Origin of the sequence: Sphingobium sp. CFD-2 (assembly GCF_024611135.1) — a bacterium.
GTDB classification, from domain to species: Bacteria; Pseudomonadota; Alphaproteobacteria; order Sphingomonadales; family Sphingomonadaceae; genus Sphingobium; species Sphingobium fuliginis.
In genome coordinates, this window is the sequence record NZ_CP084405.1 from 996,564 (window position 1) to 1,015,910 (window position 19,347).

At 62.9% G+C, this 19,347-nt stretch carries 19 protein-coding genes; 8 read left to right on the top strand and 11 right to left on the bottom strand.

Annotated features, from left to right (window positions below; genetic code table 11):
- Complete coding sequence (locus LDB29_RS04690; protein ID WP_025549063.1) at positions 1–621, bottom strand: hypothetical protein; 621 nt, start codon at positions 619–621, stop codon at positions 1–3.
- A 223-nt stretch (positions 622–844) separates the two neighbouring features.
- On the opposite strand from LDB29_RS04690, the gene eno reads away from it, so the two are divergent.
- From eno to LDB29_RS04710, 4 genes are all read left to right on the top strand, one after another.
- Positions 845–2,119 carry a phosphopyruvate hydratase gene (gene eno, locus LDB29_RS04695; RefSeq protein WP_025549065.1) on the top strand — a complete coding sequence of 425 codons (1,275 nt, stop codon included), beginning with the start codon at positions 845–847 and terminating at the stop codon, positions 2,117–2,119.
- 77 nt (positions 2,120–2,196) lie between these two features.
- Positions 2,197–2,508, top strand: coding sequence for a septum formation initiator family protein (locus tag LDB29_RS04700; RefSeq protein ID WP_025549066.1), 312 nt, complete (start codon positions 2,197–2,199; stop codon positions 2,506–2,508).
- Positions 2,509–2,634: 126 nt separating this feature from the next.
- Positions 2,635–3,711, top strand: a complete 1,077-nt coding sequence (gene pdhA / locus LDB29_RS04705) for a pyruvate dehydrogenase (acetyl-transferring) E1 component subunit alpha (protein WP_025549067.1) — start codon at positions 2,635–2,637, stop codon at positions 3,709–3,711.
- Entirely contained in the window at positions 3,711–5,102 is a 1,392-nt protein-coding gene (locus tag LDB29_RS04710) for a pyruvate dehydrogenase complex E1 component subunit beta (RefSeq protein WP_025549069.1), read from the top strand. Before pdhA ends, LDB29_RS04710 begins: the two co-directional genes overlap by 1 nt.
- Before the next feature lie 34 nt (positions 5,103–5,136).
- Here the strand turns inward: LDB29_RS04710 and LDB29_RS04715 are convergent, their stop codons facing one another.
- From LDB29_RS04715 to LDB29_RS04725, 3 genes are read right to left on the bottom strand one after another with little or no spacing between them, the layout of a single operon-like run.
- A complete protein-coding gene (locus LDB29_RS04715) occupies positions 5,137–5,820 on the bottom strand; it encodes a TadE/TadG family type IV pilus assembly protein (RefSeq protein ID WP_025549070.1) in 684 nt (227 codons plus the stop codon).
- Positions 5,817–6,533 carry a TadE/TadG family type IV pilus assembly protein gene (locus LDB29_RS04720; protein ID WP_244968666.1) on the bottom strand — a complete coding sequence of 239 codons (717 nt, stop codon included), beginning with the start codon at positions 6,531–6,533 and terminating at the stop codon, positions 5,817–5,819. The genes LDB29_RS04715 and LDB29_RS04720 overlap by 4 nt, the downstream gene beginning before the upstream one ends.
- The gene (locus LDB29_RS04725) at positions 6,428–8,479 is read right to left on the bottom strand and encodes a Tad domain-containing protein (RefSeq protein ID WP_025549073.1); all 2,052 of its coding nucleotides are present in this window, start codon (positions 8,477–8,479) and stop codon (positions 6,428–6,430) included. The genes LDB29_RS04720 and LDB29_RS04725 overlap by 106 nt, the downstream gene beginning before the upstream one ends.
- 147 nt (positions 8,480–8,626) lie before the next feature.
- On the opposite strand from LDB29_RS04725, the gene LDB29_RS04730 reads away from it, so the two are divergent.
- Both LDB29_RS04730 and LDB29_RS04735 read left to right on the top strand, forming a co-directional pair.
- Positions 8,627–9,268 carry a hypothetical protein gene (locus tag LDB29_RS04730; protein WP_025549074.1) on the top strand — a complete coding sequence of 214 codons (642 nt, stop codon included), beginning with the start codon at positions 8,627–8,629 and terminating at the stop codon, positions 9,266–9,268.
- Positions 9,269–9,278: 10 nt separating this feature from the next.
- The gene (locus LDB29_RS04735) at positions 9,279–9,743 is read left to right on the top strand and encodes an EF-hand domain-containing protein (protein WP_025549075.1); all 465 of its coding nucleotides are present in this window, start codon (positions 9,279–9,281) and stop codon (positions 9,741–9,743) included.
- Between the two features lie 4 nt (positions 9,744–9,747).
- On the opposite strand, the gene trmFO is transcribed toward LDB29_RS04735, so the two are convergent.
- On the bottom strand, positions 9,748–11,100 hold the full coding sequence (trmFO, locus tag LDB29_RS04740; RefSeq protein WP_173676445.1) for a methylenetetrahydrofolate--tRNA-(uracil(54)-C(5))-methyltransferase (FADH(2)-oxidizing) TrmFO: 1,353 nt from the start codon (positions 11,098–11,100) through the stop codon (positions 9,748–9,750).
- Positions 11,101–11,162: 62 nt separating this feature from the next.
- Here trmFO and LDB29_RS04745 point away from each other — a divergent pair, with 62 nt between their 5' ends.
- Positions 11,163–11,585, top strand: coding sequence for a VOC family protein (locus tag LDB29_RS04745; protein ID WP_044662029.1), 423 nt, complete (start codon positions 11,163–11,165; stop codon positions 11,583–11,585).
- Here LDB29_RS04745 and LDB29_RS04750 read toward each other — a convergent pair.
- Positions 11,537–12,856 (bottom strand): dicarboxylate/amino acid:cation symporter, encoded by a 1,320-nt coding sequence (locus LDB29_RS04750; protein ID WP_025549078.1) that lies wholly within the window; start codon positions 12,854–12,856, stop codon positions 11,537–11,539. The genes LDB29_RS04745 and LDB29_RS04750 overlap by 49 nt on opposite strands.
- Before the next feature lie 237 nt (positions 12,857–13,093).
- Here LDB29_RS04750 and LDB29_RS04755 point away from each other — a divergent pair, with 237 nt between their 5' ends.
- Positions 13,094–14,419 carry a M20/M25/M40 family metallo-hydrolase gene (locus LDB29_RS04755; RefSeq protein WP_052816690.1) on the top strand — a complete coding sequence of 442 codons (1,326 nt, stop codon included), beginning with the start codon at positions 13,094–13,096 and terminating at the stop codon, positions 14,417–14,419.
- A gap of 54 nt (positions 14,420–14,473) precedes the next feature.
- Here LDB29_RS04755 and leuA read toward each other — a convergent pair whose 3' ends face one another.
- The 5 genes from leuA to LDB29_RS04780 form a co-directional block, all read right to left on the bottom strand.
- Positions 14,474–16,147 carry a 2-isopropylmalate synthase gene (leuA, locus tag LDB29_RS04760; protein WP_025549081.1) on the bottom strand — a complete coding sequence of 558 codons (1,674 nt, stop codon included), beginning with the start codon at positions 16,145–16,147 and terminating at the stop codon, positions 14,474–14,476.
- Between the two features lie 382 nt (positions 16,148–16,529).
- Positions 16,530–17,153 (bottom strand): YceI family protein, encoded by a 624-nt coding sequence (locus LDB29_RS04765; protein WP_044662032.1) that lies wholly within the window; start codon positions 17,151–17,153, stop codon positions 16,530–16,532.
- A 138-nt stretch (positions 17,154–17,291) separates the two neighbouring features.
- Positions 17,292–18,377: a ketol-acid reductoisomerase gene (gene ilvC / locus LDB29_RS04770; protein WP_255308861.1), complete on the bottom strand. Its 1,086-nt coding sequence runs from the start codon at positions 18,375–18,377 to the stop codon at positions 17,292–17,294.
- 107 nt (positions 18,378–18,484) lie between these two features.
- A complete protein-coding gene (gene ilvN / locus LDB29_RS04775; RefSeq protein WP_025552124.1) occupies positions 18,485–19,000 on the bottom strand; it encodes an acetolactate synthase small subunit in 516 nt (171 codons plus the stop codon).
- On the bottom strand, positions 19,000–19,344 hold the full coding sequence (locus tag LDB29_RS04780; protein ID WP_025552122.1) for a hypothetical protein: 345 nt from the start codon (positions 19,342–19,344) through the stop codon (positions 19,000–19,002). Before LDB29_RS04780 ends, ilvN begins: the two co-directional genes overlap by 1 nt.
- Positions 19,345–19,347 lie beyond the last annotated feature (3 nt).

Sequence of the window (19,347 nt, forward strand, 5' to 3'; positions counted from 1 at the left end):
TCAGGCGTCTTCGTCCGACCCCTTGGCAAGACGCATCAGCACGAAGCCGACCACCGCCGCAGCGCCGATGGCCACGGCCGGGCTCTTGCGCACGAAATCCCGCGCTTCGGTCATCAACTGGTCGACATCCTTGCTGTCCAGCGTCTTCGCGGCGCCGGCCACCGATTCGGCCGCCTGGCGGGCATAGTCGCCATATTGCGGGCCAAGCTTCGCATCGACGGTGCCCGCCGTGTCGGAAATCAGCTTCGCTAGGCTCTGCATGGCCGATCCGGTCTTGTCCTTGGCGACGCCCGCGGCGGATTTTGCGGTCTTGGACGCCTGGTCCTTGAGCGGGTCGATATGCGCTTTCCAATCCACGGCGTTCAGCTTGTCGGCGGCGGCCTTCGCAGCCTTTTCCGCTTGCGCCTTGATCGGCGCGATCTGCGCGGTCCAGCCATGGGCGGCGGCGCCGTTGCCCGGCGTCTCGGGCGCGGCGGCCTTGCGCGTGGTGGTGGTCTTGACGGGCGCGGCCTTCACCAGCGTGCCGGACAGGGCGGCCTTGGCCGGCTTGGCCTTGGGCGCCTTGGCGGGGCTGGCCTTTCTGGCGCGCTTGGCGGGCGGGGTTTCCGGGGTGTCGGCCATCGTCCTAAGTCTCCCTTTGAAATACGGTGGAATCGCTGTGCGGGCGGGCGGCTCTGCCTCTAATGCTTCGCCACCGCCCACAGTTCCGTTGCCGTTACTATTTTGAGCATCGGCATTTTTCGAGTCCTTGCAAGCCCCTGCATTGCCAAGCGGGGAGGCGGTGGCTAAGCGGGGCGCGAAAAGCGACCAGAGCCAGTCCCCAGAGCCACTCCAAGGAGCGACCATGACAGCCATTCTCGATATTCATGCCCGCCAGATTCTGGACAGCCGCGGCAATCCGACCGTCGAAGTCGACGTGATGCTGGAGGATGGCAGCTTCGGCCGCGCCGCCGTGCCTTCGGGCGCTTCGACCGGCGCCTATGAAGCGGTGGAAAAGCGGGATGGGGACGCCGCCAAATATCTGGGCAAGGGCGTGCTCGCCGCCGTCGCCGCCGTCAATGACCAGATTGCCGAGCAGATCATCGGCCTGGATGCCGAGGATCAGGCGGAGGTCGATGCTGCGATGATCGCGCTCGACGGGACGGAGAACAAGTCGAACCTGGGCGCCAACGCGATCCTGGGCGTCAGCCTGGCGGTGGCGAAGGCGGCCGCCGATGCGCGCGGCCTGCCGCTCTACCGCTATGTCGGCGGCGTCAATGCGCATGTGCTGCCGGTGCCGATGATGAACATCATCAACGGCGGCGAACATGCCGACAATCCGATCGACTTCCAGGAATTCATGATCATGCCGGTAGGCGCGGAGAGCATTGCCGACGCCGTGCGGATCGGTTCGGAAATCTTCCATACGCTGAAGAAGGGCCTGCACGACAAGGGTCTGGCGACCTCGGTCGGTGACGAGGGCGGTTTCGCGCCCAACATTGCCTCGACCCGCGACGCGCTCGACTTCATCATGCTGTCGGTGGAGAAGGCGGGCTACAAGCCGGGCGATGACGTCGTGCTGGCGCTGGACTGCGCGGCGACCGAATTCTTCAGGAACGGCAAGTACGAGATTTCGGGCGAAGGCCTGTCGCTCAGCCCGGTCGAAATGGCCGATTATCTCGCGGCCCTGTGCGCCGACTATCCGATCAAGTCGATCGAGGACGGTATGAGCGAGGATGATTTCGAGGGCTGGAAGGCGCTGACCGACAAGATCGGGGGCAAGGTCCAGCTGGTGGGCGACGACCTTTTCGTGACCAATCCCAGGCGTCTGGAAATGGGCATCGGCAAGGGCCTCGCCAATTCGCTGCTGGTCAAAGTGAACCAGATCGGTTCGCTCACCGAAACGCTGGCGGCCGTCGACATGGCCCATCGGGCGCGCTACACCGCCGTTATGTCGCACCGTTCCGGCGAGACCGAGGACGCGACGATTGCCGATCTGGCCGTCGCCACCAATTGCGGCCAGATCAAGACCGGTTCGCTCGCCCGTTCGGACCGGCTCGCCAAGTATAACCAGCTCATCCGGATCGAAGAAGAACTGGGCGACGTCGCGCTTTACGCCGGGCGTTCGATTTTCCGCTAAATCAAATTTTCGACATCCGGTCGCAAGCGCAGTAAATTTTGCTTGCGGCCGGCCCGTCCCTGTGATTCAACTGGTCCATGGCGCATATCGCGAAACTCCGCATGTTGCTTTTTTCGGCCTTCGGTCCGGCGATTGCGGTGCTTCTTCTTCTCTTCTTCGCAGGCTATGTGGTGCTGGGTTCCAACGGGGTTCTGGCATGGGGCGATTACAAGCGGCAGCTCCATCACGCCCAGTCTGAACTGAAGCAGGTTCAGGCCAGCCGGCAAGAGTTGAAGAACCGGGTGGACCTGCTCGATCCCCGGCGCGTCGATCCCGATCTTTCCGATGAACTGATCCGGCGGGAGCTGGGCGTCGTCCATCATGATGAAGTGATCGTCCCGCTGAACTGACCTTTCCCGACGGCTGGCCGATCGCTTTTGCCGCGTTCCTGTGCCCCATGCCGCGTTGCATTTGGGGGCGGACTGCCGCTATACCGGCCTTCCTTCCATCCTCACCCACGCAAAAGGATAAGAGCCTTGGCGAAACCAACGACGCCGCGTCCTTCACGCGCAAAGGCAAAGGCGGCTGCACCCGCCGCCGGCGCGGACCATAACCGGCCTCGCCCCGACACTCCCAAAGATTATAAGGCCAGCAAGGAAGAGCTGCTGGAATTCTACCGGCAGATGGTCCTGATCCGCCGTTTCGAGGAAAAGGCCGGCCAGCTTTACGGCCTGGGCCTGATCGGCGGCTTCTGCCACCTCTATATCGGGCAGGAAGCGGTTGCCGTCGGCATCCAGTCGGCGCTCCAGCCCGGCAAGGACAGCGTCATCACCGGCTATCGCGACCATGGCCACATGCTGGCCTATGGCATCGATCCCAACGTCATCATGGCTGAACTGACCGGCCGCGAAGCGGGCATTTCGCGCGGCAAGGGCGGTTCGATGCACATGTTCAGCGTCGAGCATAAATTCTATGGCGGCCACGGCATCGTCGGCGCCCAGGTGTCGCTTGGCGCCGGTCTCGGCTTCGCGCACAAGTATAATAATGACGGCGGCGTCTGCGTCGCCTATTTCGGAGATGGCGCCGCCAATCAGGGCCAGGTCTACGAAAGCTTCAACATGGCCGAGCTGTGGAAGCTGCCGATCATCTTCGTGATCGAGAACAATCAATATGCCATGGGCACCAGCGTCAACCGCTCCTCGGCGGAAGACCAGCTTTACCGGCGCGGCGAAAGTTTCCGCATTCCCGGCATCCAGGTGAACGGCATGGACGTGCTGGCGGTGCGCGGCGCGACGGAAGAGGCGCTGAAATGGGTGCAGGCGGGCAACGGTCCGATCCTGCTGGAAATGAAGACCTATCGCTATCGCGGCCATTCCATGTCCGACCCGGCCAAATACCGGTCGCGCGAGGAAGTGCAGTCGATGCGCGAAAAGTCCGACCCGATCGAAGGCGTCAAGAAATATCTGGCCGACATGGGCGTCGTCGAGGACGAACTCAAGAAGATCGACCAGGACATCCGCAAGATCGTCAGTGACGCGGCGGATTTCGCTGAAACCTCTCCCGAACCGGAACTGCACGACCTTTATACCGACGTGCTGGTGGAGCAATATTAATGGGTATCGAAATCAAGATGCCGGCGCTTTCCCCGACGATGGAGGAAGGCACGTTGGCGAAGTGGCTGGTAAAGGAAGGGGACGAGGTCCGCTCGGGCGACATATTGGCCGAGATCGAGACCGACAAGGCGACGATGGAATTCGAAGCCGTCGATGAAGGCAAGATCGGCCAGATCATGGTGGCCGAGGGGACTGAAGGCGTGAAGGTCGGCACCGTCATCGCAACGATGGCGGCAGATGGGGCAGGCGAGGGTGGCGAGGCCGCACAGGCGCCGAAGGCCGCCGAAAGTGCGCCTCCCGCCGCGCCTGAAGCCGCTCCGGCACTCAGGAAGGCCGAAAGCGGCACGTCGAAGCTTGCGACCGAGGCGAAGGCGACCGTCAAGGACCCGGCGCTGCCCGAGGGTACCGAATATATCAAGACCACCGTTCGCGAAGCGCTGCGCGACGCCATGGCCGAGGAAATGCGGCGGGACGAGCGCGTCTTCGTCATGGGTGAAGAGGTGGCCGAATATCAGGGCGCCTATAAGGTCACACAGGGCCTGCTGGAGGAATTTGGCGACAGGCGCGTCATCGATACGCCGATCACCGAATATGGCTTTGCCGGCATAGGCGCGGGCGCGGCGATGGGCGGATTGAAGCCGATCGTCGAGTTCATGACCTTCAACTTCGCGATGCAGGCGATCGACCATATCATCAATTCGGCCGCCAAGACCAATTACATGTCCGGCGGCCAGATGCGCTGTCCGATCGTGTTCCGCGGTCCCAATGGCGCGGCCAGCCGCGTCGCCGCGCAGCATAGCCAGAATTACGGTCCCTGGTATGCGTCGGTTCCCGGGCTCATCGTCATCGCGCCCTATGACTCGGCCGACGCCAAGGGCCTGCTCAAGGCGGCGATCCGTTCGGACGATCCGGTCGTGTTCCTTGAGAACGAACTGGTCTATGGCCGCAGCTTCGACGTGCCCAAGGTGGACGATTATGTCCTCCCCATCGGCAAGGCGCGCATCGTCCGCGAAGGCAAGGATGTGACGCTGGTCAGCTACTCCATCGGCGTTGGCGTGGCGCTGGAAGCGGCGGAGGCTTTGGCCGGTGAAGGCATCGATGCGGAGGTCATCGACCTGCGCACGCTACGCCCGCTCGATACCGCGACTGTGCTGGAGAGTCTGAAGAAGACCAATCGCCTGGTGGTGGTGGAAGAGGGCTGGCCGGTCTGCTCGATCGCGTCTGAGATCGCGGCGGTGGTGATGGAACAGGGTTTCGACGATCTGGACGCCCCTGTGCTGCGCGTGACCAATGAGGATGTGCCGCTGCCCTATGCGGCGAATCTGGAAAAGGCGGCGCTTATCGATGCGGCGCGGGTTGTCGCTGCGGCGAAGAAGGTTTGTTATCGGTGAAATGCGGATGGGGAGCGGCACGTGCGGCTCCCCATCAACTACAGGTCGATGCCGTCACATTTTCCGGGTTGTAGATGCCTACGCCGCCTGTTGGTCCTGCATATTCGCGATTGTCCCGGACATACATCCCTGCGGTCTCAACCATGCTCGACAAGTTGAGCCAGCGCGATCCGATCAGCGGCTGATATCTATACGCCACCTCGGCAAGGATGACAGCGCCCCCCTCTGGAGCCTTGAGGGTTTGGCCATTGACCGAAATGCCTGTCAGGTTGGTGTCACCCTGCTTGCCGAAGCCGGAAGAGTAGGTCAGGCCGCCCCGGCATCGCTGCCAACGGATGCGGTAGCGATCGGTTGTGTTGGGATTGGCCACTGGTTCAAGGCTGGTGAGGACGACCTTGCCGTTGGAAAACAGGCCCAGGGCGGAACCCTGAAGGTCGGCACCGGTCATCAGATCATTTATTTGTGCTTCCGTTATCTGTTTGGTTGATAACAGGTCGCCTGTCCCAATACGGGAACCATCATCCGCGAGCCGTAACGCCAACTGGCTGACGCGCATTTTGGTGACTGTATAGTTGGCCAGCTCGGCAGCCGTAAGAGTAGCCACCAGGACGAATGGCAGACATAGGGCGAATTCGACCACCGCGATGCCGTTCTGCGCGCGGCTTAGACCACAAATCCAGTTCGAACAGCGCGCAAAAATATTGCTGTTCCTCCTCATGGGCAATTCCTCACGACGGAAACAGGTTCGCCGGGTTTCTGGCCATAGGGCTGGTTGGTCAGCACGGTCTTTGCCGAGAGATGGACCTTGCCGGGTAGGCCGATCATCTTGTCCAGAGGGAAGAAGCGGGGATATTGGACGTCCACGATCATGACCACGGCTGCCTGGGTGCCGCCCTGACCTTCGCTGCCCCCGTCCGCATCCCGAACGCCATTGGCATTATTGTCCTGAAACGGTTCGCCATCATCGCATTTGCCGTTACCGTTATTGTCATTATAAGGTTCTGCGACTGCCTGGGCTGCTTTCGTGTAGGAATAGAAGTTGCGACGGCTGATTCTCACTTCGGCATTGGCCGCCAGCCGCTTCACCTGATCTTCGATCTTCTGGTTGATGGCCAACTGCGTCGCCTCTTCCTGACCGCTTTCCAGCGTTGAATCCCGCGCCGCCTTTTGCACCACGCCCTGAAGCACGCCCTGCATGTACAGCGTATGCGCCAAGTCCAGCGCGCCAAGCATCAGCAGCAGGAACACGGGCGCGATCAGCCCGAATTCCGTGATGGCGGTGCCTCGCTGATCGCTGGATCGACGGAAAAGCGCTGCCACTGACATCAGCTTGTCAGCCTGAGTTGGGAAATCTGATTGGCGATATTGCGGAAAGTCTGTTGCAGGGCTGCCGAACTCTGGGCCGAGAAGAAGCGATCCTTGCTGGCGCATGACTTCAGCATGTTTTCGATGGTAGTGTTCTTGGTACCGAACCAGACAACCCACACAGTGGTATTGGGCATGTTCTTGATTGCCGCGCACGCTGCTTGGGTACGCAGATTGATCTGCTGGGTCAGGGTAGCGTCCAGGTTTGGTAGATCCTCAGTCTGGGTATCTGTGGTTTGCCGTCGGTCCCAATAGGGAATGCCATAGGCTTGGTAGGTGTCGACTTCGGCATTGGCTTCGCCATCAGTCATGAAGATTAAATGACGTTGTATTTCACCGCCGCGCGGAGTCGTCGCGTTATTCGCTGCAAACAGGCCGGTCGGCGATAGCAATCTCCCGCCCCAAATGAGGCCTATATCGTGATAGGTGGCACCTCCCGGTGTTAAGGTGTCCACATAGCTGTCGAAGGCCGATGCGTTGGGCCACGGCTCGAGCAAATGCGCCGCTGCCGTTGTGCAGGTGTAGGATCCTTTGCCGAACTTGTTGTAGAAGGTAACTACTTCAGACCGGTTTCTTGTCGTTGGATCACTGAAGGAGGCCCCCCTTTTATAGATGATCTGGCCCAACGCAGGCGCCCACTGGGTGTCAGGGTCGTTGGTCGGCGGAGTATCGAGATCTAGGTCGAGCGCATCGTCAGGACGAGGCATGTAGCTTGTCGCCGCTACGGTTCTGCGTTCCTCTATGCACCCATCCCAAGAGATTGTCTGGTCCGAATAGTTGGTGCTGGACACCTTGTCTGTCGTATCTAGACCCGTTGTTCCGACAGGCAGCACGAGCGAAGCGGGTGAATTCCAGCCCGTGCCATTCTTGAGGGCGCGCAGATCGACTTGCACCGGATGATATCGCCACGCATTGAAGGTGACGGCATTGGGATCGAACTGGAATGTGCTGACATAGGTGTACCAGCGCGTGTAAGATCGAGAACGAATTCTATACTTGCATCCGTTGTTTCCGGAAACCCAACTTGTGAATTCGCGCTGATCATCCTTCCATTTCTGCGATGCCTGCCAATTGCCGTTACCCTGAACGCCTCCATTTGTCTCATTCATGCCATTGGTGAGAGCTGCGGTGGAAGCGGTCAGTTCTCCGGGCTCCACATAGGTCGATTTACACAGCGCCTCCGTAGCTGTCCTGGCAGACTTGTCAGTCCAGCTTATGTTTGCCCAGTCAGTCTTGCCAACGTCTTCAGTAGACACGACCTTGCCGTACACAACTGTTCGCTCGCGCGACTGATAGGTTGCGAAGTCCTTGAACCAGTTCGAAGGCAGCAGTTTGCCGACGTTGACGTTCGTATCATAAGGGACAAACCCGAACCGTATTTGCGTCTCCGCGCTTGTACCGCCAGAGGGCGCGTCACCGTCGCATTGGGCAACAGTGTCCAGGCGAGCCACTATCTCGTAAAAGCAGCGCACCGCACGACGGAGGCCAACTATTTTGGTTTCGGTGTCGCCAGAGATCGCCTGTCCCATCGACCCGGTCACGTCCAACACGAACATCACATCGGTATTCGGCAGGCGCATTTCGGCGTCGCAAGCGACCTCGATTGTTTTGGAATTAATGCCGAAAATCCGCATGATCGCCATCGGCAGCGGCACAGACGCCGTGCCGGTAACCTTTCCCGCGGACTCGCTGAACGATCGCATCACCGTTCCGCTGCCATAGGAGCCTGGCCGGAAATTGGCGTCGAACATCCCGTTTGCGGCATTCAGCGCCTGGTTGTTGTTGGCGGCCCATGCGCCGCCGCCCATGGTTTTGCGGCCGGCAAGTGCGCCGGCGTCGCAGGCTTGCTGCAGCCTCGACTTCGTCAGATAGATGCGGCTCATGTCGACACCGCCGCCGATCAATCCCATAAGCGGAAGGACAGCAGCCGCCACCATGGCCAGGGTATTCCCCGCCTGATTGTGATAAAGCCGCATCAGAATGAACAGCGCGCGCTTGATCCGGTCGCTCATAATCCGCTCTGCCTTTACTTGCCCCGCACCCCCAATTCAGGCAGGGCAGCCCCATGCCCATCCAGGGGCAGTTGCCAGGATCACTATGCCGGTTGGGGTTAAAAAGCTGATAATTTCGGCCAAATCCATTTCCATCGATATAGGCGGATGGATATTGTGAGCGACGATCTCGCCCCATTGCCGTCGCTGCTCAGCGCCTATGCCGGCCCTGATGCGCCGCGTCATCGGTTGATCTGGGCGCTCGATGCCCGATTCTCGCGGCTTGTGGCGACGACGAGCGAGCCGATCATCGGGCAGATGCGACTGGCCTGGTGGAACGATGCCCTGACCGATGAAAGCGGCGTCAAAGGGCGCGGCGAGCCGTTGATCGATGCGATGCGGAAGCTGGACGCCCTGCCGCCGTGCGGCCTGTCGCAATGGCTTGACGGCTGGGAGGCGCTGATCGGGGAGGTCGATCTTTCCGGTTATGCGGAGGGACGAGGCGGTGGCCTGTTTCGGGCGTTGGCGGGGCGGGAGGATATTCCATCCTGGCTCGACCGCGCGGGGGCGGCCTGGGCGTTGTGGGATTTGTCCGGACATGGTGCGGACCGGGAAGTCGCGGGCAGGGCAATCGAACTGGCGCGAGGATATATAACCAGCGGCAGGCCGGCTTGGCCAAAGCAATGGCGCCCGTTGCGGATCGCCTATCAGCTCGCGCGCCGCGACATAGAGGAAGGCCGATGTGCGCCGGCGGGATTGACCGCTGCGCTATATTGGCGATTGGTGCGCATCGCATTGTTGGGGCGATAAGGGGGATAGTGTGGAACGAGTTCTGGGGGGCGCGATGGCCGCATTGCTGCTGGCGGCGGGTGGGCTGTTCTGGTGGCAGGGGCGGGCGAACAATGAACCCGTTCCCCAGCCCCTGATCGGATCGCCCCCGCCGCCCGCTGTCGACGCCCTGCCGGAAGGCGATCCGGACGCTTCGGGCGATGCGCCGCCCATGCCCGGCGAAGCGTCGCCGCAAAGCCGCGAGCAGAAGCGCTTTGGCCGCTACGACCGCAATCGCGACGGCTTCATCACGCGGGTCGAGATGATGGGCAGCCGCGTCAAGGCGTTCAAAGCGCTGGACCGCGACAATGACAATCTCCTCTCCTTCGAGGAGTGGGCGGTGACGACGTCGGATCGCTTTGCCAAGGCGGACGGCAATGGCGACGGCAGGCTGACCCCAGCGGAATTCGCGACGACCGCGCCGAAACGCGCGGCCGCCGCCAAATGCAGATGCTGAAACGTCAGGCCGGCTGAAGTTCGCCCAGCCAGGCGCCCAGCGCGGCGCGGGCGCGGGATGTCATGGCTTCCTTGCGCTGCTTCTTCTTCACGTCGTCGAGCGGGGGGAAGAGGCCGAAATTGACGTTCATCGGCTGGTAATCCGCCGTCTCGACATTGCCGGTCACATGGCCCAGCAGCGCGCCGAGCGCGGTTTCCGGCGGCAGCGGCGCGAGCGGCCGGCCCAATATCTCCGCCGCGGCAAAGCGCCCGGCGAGCAGGCCTATGGCCGCGCTCTCGACATAGCCCTCGCAGCCCGTGACCTGTCCGGCAAAGCGGATATGCGGGGCGCTTTTCAGGCGCAAGGTGCCGTCCAGCAGCTTGGGGCTCTGGATGAAGGTGTTGCGGTGGAGCCCGCCCAGCCGGGCGAATTCCGCCTTTTCCAGACCGGGGATGGTGCGGAACAGTTCGACCTGCGCGCCATGCTTCAGCTTGGTCTGGAAACCGACCATGTTCCACAGCGTGCCCGACGCATTGTCCTGCCGCAGCTGCACCACCGCATAGGGCCAGCGGCCGGTGCGCGGATCGTCCAGGCCCATCGGCTTCATCGGTCCGTGGCGCAATGTTTCCGGGCCACGCGACGCCATGACTTCGATGGGCATGCAGCCCTCGAAATAGGGGGTGTCCTTTTCCCATTCCTTGAAGTCGCTCTTCTCGCCGTCGAGCAGGCCCTGGACGAAGGCCTGATACTGCTCCCTGTTCATGGGGCAGTTGATATAGTCCTTCCCCTCGCCGCCGCCGGGGCCGATCTTGTCCCAGCGATTGGCCATCCAGCATTTGTCCATGTCGATGCTGTCGAAATGCACGACCGGCGCGATGGCGTCGAAAAAGGCGAGATGGTCGATGCCCGCCGCCTGCCCGATGCTGGCGGCCAGAGCGGGGGCGGTCAGCGGGCCGGTGGCGACGATGGTCATGCCCTCTGTCGGCAACGTGTCGATGCGTTCGCGCACGATCTCCACATTGGGATGCCCGGCCAGTGCCCGGGTGACGCCTTCGGAAAAGATGTGGCGGTCGACGGCCAGGGCCGACCCGGCGGGAACCTTGGCCGGTTCCGCCTGCGCCATGATGAGGGAGCCCAGCCGCCGCATCTCCTGATGCAGCAGCCCCACGGCATTCTTGTCCGCATCGTCGGAGCGGAAGCTGTTGGAGCAGACCAGTTCAGCCAGCCCCTCGGTCTGATGCGCGGGCGTCATGTCGCCGCTCCCGCGCATTTCCGACAGGCGGACCTTCACGCCGGCCTGCGCCAATTGCCATGCCGCTTCCGTGCCTGCCATGCCGCCGCCGATGATGTGAACCTGATGCTTCGCCACTTTGCCCATTCTTCAATTCATGCGTTGTGGTGGGGCGTTTAGGTCAAAAGCGAGAAAAAGGAGAGCGCAAAATGATCGACCATATCGGCTTTGCGGTCAGTGATGCCGGACGATCGCGCGATTTCTACGATGAACTGCTGGGCGCGATCGGCCTCAGGCGGTTGCGGACGGTCGCTGCGGCGGAAAATGGCAGCGGCGGGGATGCCCATGGCTATGGCCGGGATGAGGACGCCTTCTTCTGGTTCGGTGACAATGAAGCGGTGGGTGAGGGGACGCATGTCGCCTTCCGGGTCGAGAACCGGGCGATGGTCCACGCCTTTCACGCGGCGGGGCTGCGCGCCGGGGGCAAGGATAATGGCGCGCCCGGCCTGCGGCCCCGCTATGGCGCGAGCTATTACGCCGCCTTCATCCTCGACCCCGACGGCATCAATGTGGAGGCGGTATGCTATGCGATGGAGGAGCCGAGCGCTTCGGTGGACGGGGATGCGCCATAATAGGCGCTCTCGTCCAAAATCCCCTCCCGCTTGGCGACGATGGTGGCGACCAGCACCTGCCCGGCGACATTGACGGCGGTGCGGCCCATGTCGAGGATCGGATCGATGGCCAGCAGCAGTCCGGCGCCCTCCAGCGGCAGGCCGAGCGTGGAAAGCGTCAGCGTCAGCATCACGATCGCGCCGGTCAGGCCCGCCGTCGCGGCCGATCCGACGACGGAAACGAAGACGATCAGCGCATAATCCGCCGCATGAAGGGGAATGCCGTAGAAGCCCGCCACGAAGATCGCCGCCAGCGCCGGATAGATGGAGGCGCAGCCGTCCATCTTGGTGGTCGACGCCAGCGGAATGGCGAAGGCGGCATAGCCCCTTTCCACGCCCATGCGCTCCGTCACGGCTTCGGTGACGGGCAGGGTGCCGACCGAGGATCGCGAAACGAAACCGAGCTGGATCGCCGGCCACGCCTTGGCGAAGAAGGGCATCGGCCTGAGCCCGTTTGCCGTCAGCAGCAGCGGATAGACGACCAGCAGCACCAGCGCGAGGCCCAGATAGACCGCTCCGGCAAAACCGCCGAGCTGGGCGAGCGCGCTCCAGCCATAGGTGGCGATGGCGCTGCCGATCAGGGCGGCGGAACCGATGGGCGTCAGCCGGATGATCCAGCCCAGGATGGCGCGGACCACCGCCAGCAGGGAGCGGACGAAGGCCAGGAAAGGCTCTGCCTTCTCCCCGACCTTCAAGGTGGCGAGGCCGACGGCGATGGAGATCACCAGCAATTGCAGGATGTTGAAGGAAAGCGTGGTGGTCGCGCCGCCATCGTTCAGCTTGGTGCTGGCGGACAGGGCGAAGCTGTTGCCGGGAACCAGCCCCTTCAGGAAATCGAGCCAGCCGCCGACGGAGTCCGTCTTGCCGATCGCCAGCGCCTGCCCGTGCAGGCCAGAGCCCGGCTGGACGATCAGGCCGATGGCAAGGCCGATGACGACCGCGATCAGCGCCGTGATTGCGAACCAGAGCAGGGTCTGCCCCGCCAGCCGCGCCGCATTGTCGAGCGCGCGCAGATTGGCGATGGAGGCGACGATGGCCGCGAACACCAGCGGCGGCACCACGGCCTTCAGCAGGGAAACGAAGATTGACCCCGTCGTCTTGAGCGCGGTCGCCAGCCAGTTGAGGTCGCCGTCCGGCGCGGTTCCCATGGCTCGCGCCGCCAGACCGAGCAACAGGCCGACCGCCATGCCGACCAGAACCTGAAATCCGAAACTGCGATAGTTGATGGCCATGGGTGCATTCCTTCGGGCGACCGGCGCGCGATATGGTGAGCGATGCCGTCAAATGCGCGCAAGCAATTCTTTATGGGGGTGAACGCGGATAAGGACGCCCTCTTTCCGCAACTGGGACAGCAAACGGATTGGCTGTCGCAATCCACTATGCCACAGAATGGTCCTTGGTCCAGCAGGAGATGCGATTTGAGGAAATGGCGGGCGGTTCTTGCGGTCCTGACCGCTCCGGTGCTGTTCCTGCCGCACCCCGCGCAGGCCGCCGGCGACCCGGCATTGGCCAAGGACGTTCTCGTCAGATCCATTGCGTTCCGCACGGTGGAGGGAGAGGGGCAGGTGCCCCGCCTCGCCGCCTATTATGCCTCGCTGCTGCAGCAGGCGGGATTTGCGGCGGGGGATGTGGAGATCACGCCGATGGGTGAGACGGCGAGCCTGGCCGCGACCATTCGCGGCAGCGATCCGCAGCTCAGGCCGCTGCTCCTGATCGGCCATATGGATGTGGTTGCCGCCAATCCGGCGGACTGGACGCGCGATCCATTCCTGCCGGTCGAGGAGGATGGCTATATTTTCGGGCGCGGCGCGGAGGACAATAAATATGATGTCGCCATCATGGTGGCGACGTTGATGGGCCTGAAGAAGGAAGGCTGGCGACCGCGGCGGACCGTCACCCTGCTGCTGTCGGGCGACGAGGAAACCCATATGCGGACGAGCAGGGCGCTGGCGGAGAAATATAAGGACGCCGAACTGCTGCTGAACGGAGATGGCGGTGGCGGGCTGCTGGACGAGGGCGGACGGGCGGTGCTCTATCAATTGCAGGCTGGCGAGAAAAGCTATGCGGATTTCGAGATCGCCTTCACCGATGCGGGCGGCCACAGCAGCGCGCCGACGCCGGGCAACCCGATCTATCGGCTGGCGCGGGCGATCGACCGCATCGCCGCCTATCGCTTCGCGCCGATGCGCAATGAACTGACCAGGGCATCGCTGGCCCTTTCGGCGGAGCGGATCGGCGGGGCCGTGGGTGAGGCGATGCGGCGCTATGCCGAGACGGGGGACCGGAAGGCGGCCGACCTGCTGTCGGACTATCCCGAATTTGTGGGGCAGGTGCGGACGACCTGCGTCGCCACCATGGCGCAGGCGGGCCACGCGCTCAACGCGCTGCCGCAAAGCGCGAAGGTCGACGTCAACTGCCGCATCTTTCCCGGCATCGCGGTGGATGCCGTGAAGGCGGAACTGGCGCAGGCCATTGACGATCCTGACGCAAGGATCACCACGCTGGACGACCCGCAGGCGAGCGATGCCTCACCGCTCCGTGAGGATGTGGTGAAAGCGGTCAAGGAAGCGGTTTCGGCCCGCTATCCGGATATTCCCGTCATACCATCCATGTCGGCGGGGGCGACGGACAGCCTCTATTTCCGGGCGCTGGGGGTGCCGAGCTATGGCGTTTCCAGCCTGTTCCAGCGCGGCGAGGACGGCTTTGCCCATGGGCTGAACGAACGCGTGCCGGTGGCGGGGATACGGCAAGCGCTCGACCAGTGGGAGCGGATGGTGAAGGCCCTGGCGGGGTAGATCGTCTTCCCCATGGGCTCCCGCCTTTGCAGGAGCCCATTGCAGGTCGGTCGTTCAGCGCTGCGTGGCGACGCTGTTGGCCGCGGACAGCACCGCCTGAACCGAAGCCGTGGCGACATCCGTATCCGTGCCGATCCCGAAGATGGTCCGGCCATCGGGGGTGCGGCATTCGACATAGGCGGCCGCCGCGACATCCGTACCCGCGCCGATCGCATGCTCGCTATAGTCGGCGACCTCCAGATCGACCCCCAGTTCATCGCGCAGCGCCGCGAGAACCGAGGAGATCAGGCCGTTGCCGCGTCCGGAAATGCTCCGTTCGCCACCCTTGTGCGTGATCTTGCCGGTGAAGATGCGGTCGCCCGCCGCGCCGCTCTCATGATAGTCGATCAGGCTGTAGGGCTGTTCGCCCGTCAGGCGATAATGGGTTTCGAAGGCGGTCCAGATGTCGGCGGCGTTCAGTTCGCGGCTGCTTTCGTCGGCCAGCGCCTGCACGACCTTCGAAAAATCGGCCTGCATGCGCTTGGGCAGCTTCAGCCCCTTGTCCTGTTGCAGCACCCAGGCGACGCCGCCCTTGCCGGACTGGCTGTTCACCCGGATCACCGCTTCGTAATCGCGGCCCAGATCCTTGGGGTCGATCGGCAGATAGGGCACGTCCCAGATCTGGTCGTTGCGCGCTTCCTGCGCGGCGAAGCCCTTCTTGATGGCGTCCTGATGGCTGCCGGAAAAGGCGGTGAACACCAGTTCGCCGGCATAGGGATGGCGCGGGTGGACGGGCAACTGGTTGCAATATTCGACGGTCTGGATGACTTCATCGATGTCGCTGAAATCCAGGCCGGGGTTGATGCCCTGCGTGTACATGTTGAGCGCCACGGTCACCAGGTCGCAATTGCCGGTGCGCTCGCCATTGCCGAACAGGCAGCCTTCGACGCGATCCGCGCCCGCCATCAGGCCCAGTTCCGCCGCCGCCACGCCGGTGCCGCGATCATTATGGGTGTGCAGCGAGATGACGACGCTGTCGCGCTTGCTGATGTTGCGGCAGATCCATTCGATCTGGTCGGCATAGATATTGGGCGTCGCCGCCTCTACCGTGGCGGGCAGGTTCAGGATCAGCGGACGCTCCGGCGTGGGCTGGAGGATTTCCATCACCGCTTCGCAGCATTCCAGGCTGAAATCCAGCTCGGCGGTGGAAAAGGTTTCCGGCGAATATTCGAAATGCCAGTCGGTGTCGGGCTGCTTCGCCGCATTGTCGCGCAGCAGCTTCGCGGCGGTGATCGCGATGTCCCTGATCTGCGGCCGGTCCATCTGGAACACGATGTTGCGCCAGGCGGGGGATACGGCGTTATAGACGTGGACGATGGCCTTCTTCGCGCCGCGCAGGGATTCGAAGGTGGTGGCGATCAGGTCTTCGCGCGCTTGCGTGAGCACCTGAGGGAACACATCGTCGGGGATCGCGCCGTCGCGCACCAGGCCGGAGATGAAGTCGAACTCGGTCGCGCCAGCACTTGGGAACCCGACCTCGATCTCCTTGACGCCGACCTTCACCAGCAGGTCGAAGAAGCGGCGCTTCTTTTCCGCATTCATCGGGTCGATCAGCGACTGGTTGCCGTCGCGCATGTCGGTCGACAGCCAGCGCGGCGGGGCGGTGATGACGTTCGACGGCCACTGGCGGTTCGGCAGGTCGACCTGAGGGAAGGGGCGGTATTTCAGCGAGGGATCGGTCAGCATCATGACGAAAATGGCTTCTCTGCATACGGGCGAGCCTGTCCAAAGGATTGCGGCCTGCCCGGTGGTACGACTATCTGCTTGATTATGCCCTTAGGCGGATTGCCGCGTCATTCAAGCGAAGAGCAGCACAAAAACCACGCCTAAGGGCGTGTAAGTCGTAGCAGGGGAAGAAGCGCGCGCTGCATGATGGGAGCGCCATAGCCCGAATCGACCGGCAAGCGCAAGGGGGAGGACACAGGCCCTCGCTCCTCCCGATTGCGGAAGGAGTGGGGAGGGGCGCGGCGTCACCGGCGCGTCGACCGGTTAGCGAAGAAGCTCGCTTCGCTCGCGCCCTGCCCAACCCCCTCCCGCGGGCGGGAGGGGGATTGTCATTCGTGCCCGTGGCTTATTTCTGGAAAGCGACGACGATCTTCAGTTCCACGGCGTCACCGACCATCGGCACGCCATAGCCCATGCCGAAATCGCTGCGCTTGATCGTGGTCGTGGCGACGAAGCCGGCATTTTCCTTGCCGCCCATCATCGCCGGCGCCTTGCCCGCGCCGTAGAATTCGGTGTCCAGCGTCACCGGCTTGGTAATGCCCTTGATGGTCAGGTTGCCGGTGATTTCCGCCTCGTTGCCCTGCGCTTTCACGCCCGTCGACACGAAGGTCGCCTTGGGGAATTTGGCGGAGTCGAAGAATTCCGGCTTCATCAGATGTTCGTCGAGCTTGGCGATGCCGGTCTTGAGGTTCGTCACCGGAACCTCGACCGAAACCTTGGCGGCCGAGGGGTTTTTCGGATCGAGCGTCAGCGTGCCGGTCGATTCGGAAATGACGCCCAGATTGTTGGTGAAGCCCATATGGTCATAGGCGAAGAGGATCTGGGTGTGGCCGGGATCGATCGTATAGGTGCCGCCGGTCACGCGCGTGGCGTCCTTCGCGCCGGGGGCGGGCGGCATCTGCTGGGCGATGACGGCGCTGCCGCCGGCAAGGGCGACAAGGGCGGCGGCGGGGATCAGATATTTGCGCATGAAGGATAATCTCCGAAAGCGATCAAGGGACGCCGCTACGATAAGCGACGTCCCTTGATTGTTCCAGAGCCGTAACCGGAAACAAAGGGTTACCGGATCGGCTACCTACCACCCCGTTGCCGGGATGGCGGGCGGCTTTCAGTTCTTGTCCTTGTCGACCAGCTTGTTGGCGCCGATCCAGGGCATCATGGCGCGCAGCTTCGCGCCGGTTTCCTCGATCGGGTGACGCTGCGAAGCGATGCGGCTTGCCTTGAGTTCCGGCTGGCCGGCGCGGTTGTCGAGCACGAAGTCCTTGACGAAGCGGCCCGACTGGATGTCGGCCAGGACGCGCTTCATTTCCTTCTTCGTCTCTTCGGTGATGATGCGCGGGCCGGTCTTGATGTCGCCATATTCGGCGGTGTTCGAGATCGAATAGCGCATGGTGGCGATGCCGCCTTCATACATCAGGTCGACGATCAGCTTCAGTTCGTGGAGGCATTCGAAATAGGCCATTTCCGGGGAATAGCCGGCCTCGACCAGCGTTTCGAAACCGGCCTGGACCAGTGCGGTGGTGCCGCCGCACAGCACGGCCTGCTCACCGAACAGATCGGTTTCGCATTCCTCGCGGAAGTTGGTTTCGATGATGCCGGAGCGGCCGCCGCCGACGCCCGAAGCGTAGGAGAGGGCGATGTCATGGGCATTGCCGGTCGCGTCCTGATGAACGGCGATCAGGCAGGGCACGCCGCCGCCGCGCAGATATTCGCCGCGGACGGTGTGGCCCGGGCCCTTGGGCGCGATCATGATGACGTCGACGTCCTTGCGCGGCTCAATCAGCCCGAAATGCACGTTGAGGCCGTGCGCGAAGGCCAGTGCGGCGCCGGGGCGCAGATTGGCGTGGATGTCGGCGGCATAGACGGCGGCCTGATGCTCGTCGGGCGCCAGGATCATGAGCACGTCGGCCCAGGCGGCCGCTTCGGCGTTGGGCAGCACCTTGAAACCCGCGCCTTCGGCCTTCTTGGCGCTGGGCGAACCGGAGCGCAGCGCGATGGCGATTTCGGCAACGCCGGAATCGCGCAGATTCTGCGCATGGGCGTGGCCCTGGCTGCCATAGCCCAGAATGGCGACCTTCTTGCCCTTGATCAGGCCGATGTCGGCGTCGCGATCGTAATAAACCTTCATTTGACGTTCCTTCTTTCCGTTCGGGTGGCGCCTTGCGGAGCCGAGATTTGCGGTGAGGGGGACCACCTGCGCGGCGAGGGGACCGCCCTCACCCTCCCATCGCTTTGCGGCGTCGAAAAGAGGCAGATGACTCTTTTCGACCTCCCTCTCCCGGCGGGAGAGGGGTGATTTCTTCAGTTCGGCTCCTTGCCGCGGATCAGGCCGACGACTCCGGTGCGGCCGACCTCCACCAGGCCGATCTGCCGCATGAGGCCGACGAAATTGTCGATCTTGTCGGTGGTGCCCGTGATCTCGAAGATGAAGCTCTCGATCGTCGTGTCGACCACCTTCGCGCGGAAGACGTCGGCCAGGCGAAGCGCCTCGATCCGGTCCTCGCCCGTACCCGCGACCTTGACCAGAGCCAGTTCGCGTTCGACGAAGGGGCCGTTGTCGGTAAGGTCGGTCACCTTGTGCACCGGCACCAGCCGTTCGAGCTGGGCGATGATCTGGTCGATCACCTTGGGCGGGCCGCTGGTGACGATGGTGATGCGGCTGATCGCATGGTCGGGGGTGATGTCGGCCACGGTCAGGCTGTCGATATTATAGCCGCGCGCGGTGAACAGGCCCGCGATGCGCGCCAATATGCCCGCCTCGTTCGAAACCGTCAGCGACAGGACATGCCGCTCGCTAATCTCTTCCTGAATATGCATCAGATGCTTCCGTTGTCCGGTTCTTCGCGCTCATGGCGCTCTGAAATCATGCCCGTGAAGGCGTAGTGCCATGCGCCGTCGTCGCGATGGGCGATCCGCACCGGGAAGCCCGCGATCGCATCGAACATCCGCGCCAGATGCTCGCCCACATAGCGCGGGCTGACCAGCAGGCGGCCGATGTGGCGTTCGTGAAAATCGAAGCCCGCGTCCAGATGGACTTCCCAATCCCCATTCTCCGGATCGGCATGATCCACCGTCCAGCCGGTCAGTTCGGACCTGCCGGCCAACCGTTCGAAATCGAAAGGTTCGCTCACATGGATGCGGAGCTTCAGATGTTGCGTCACGCC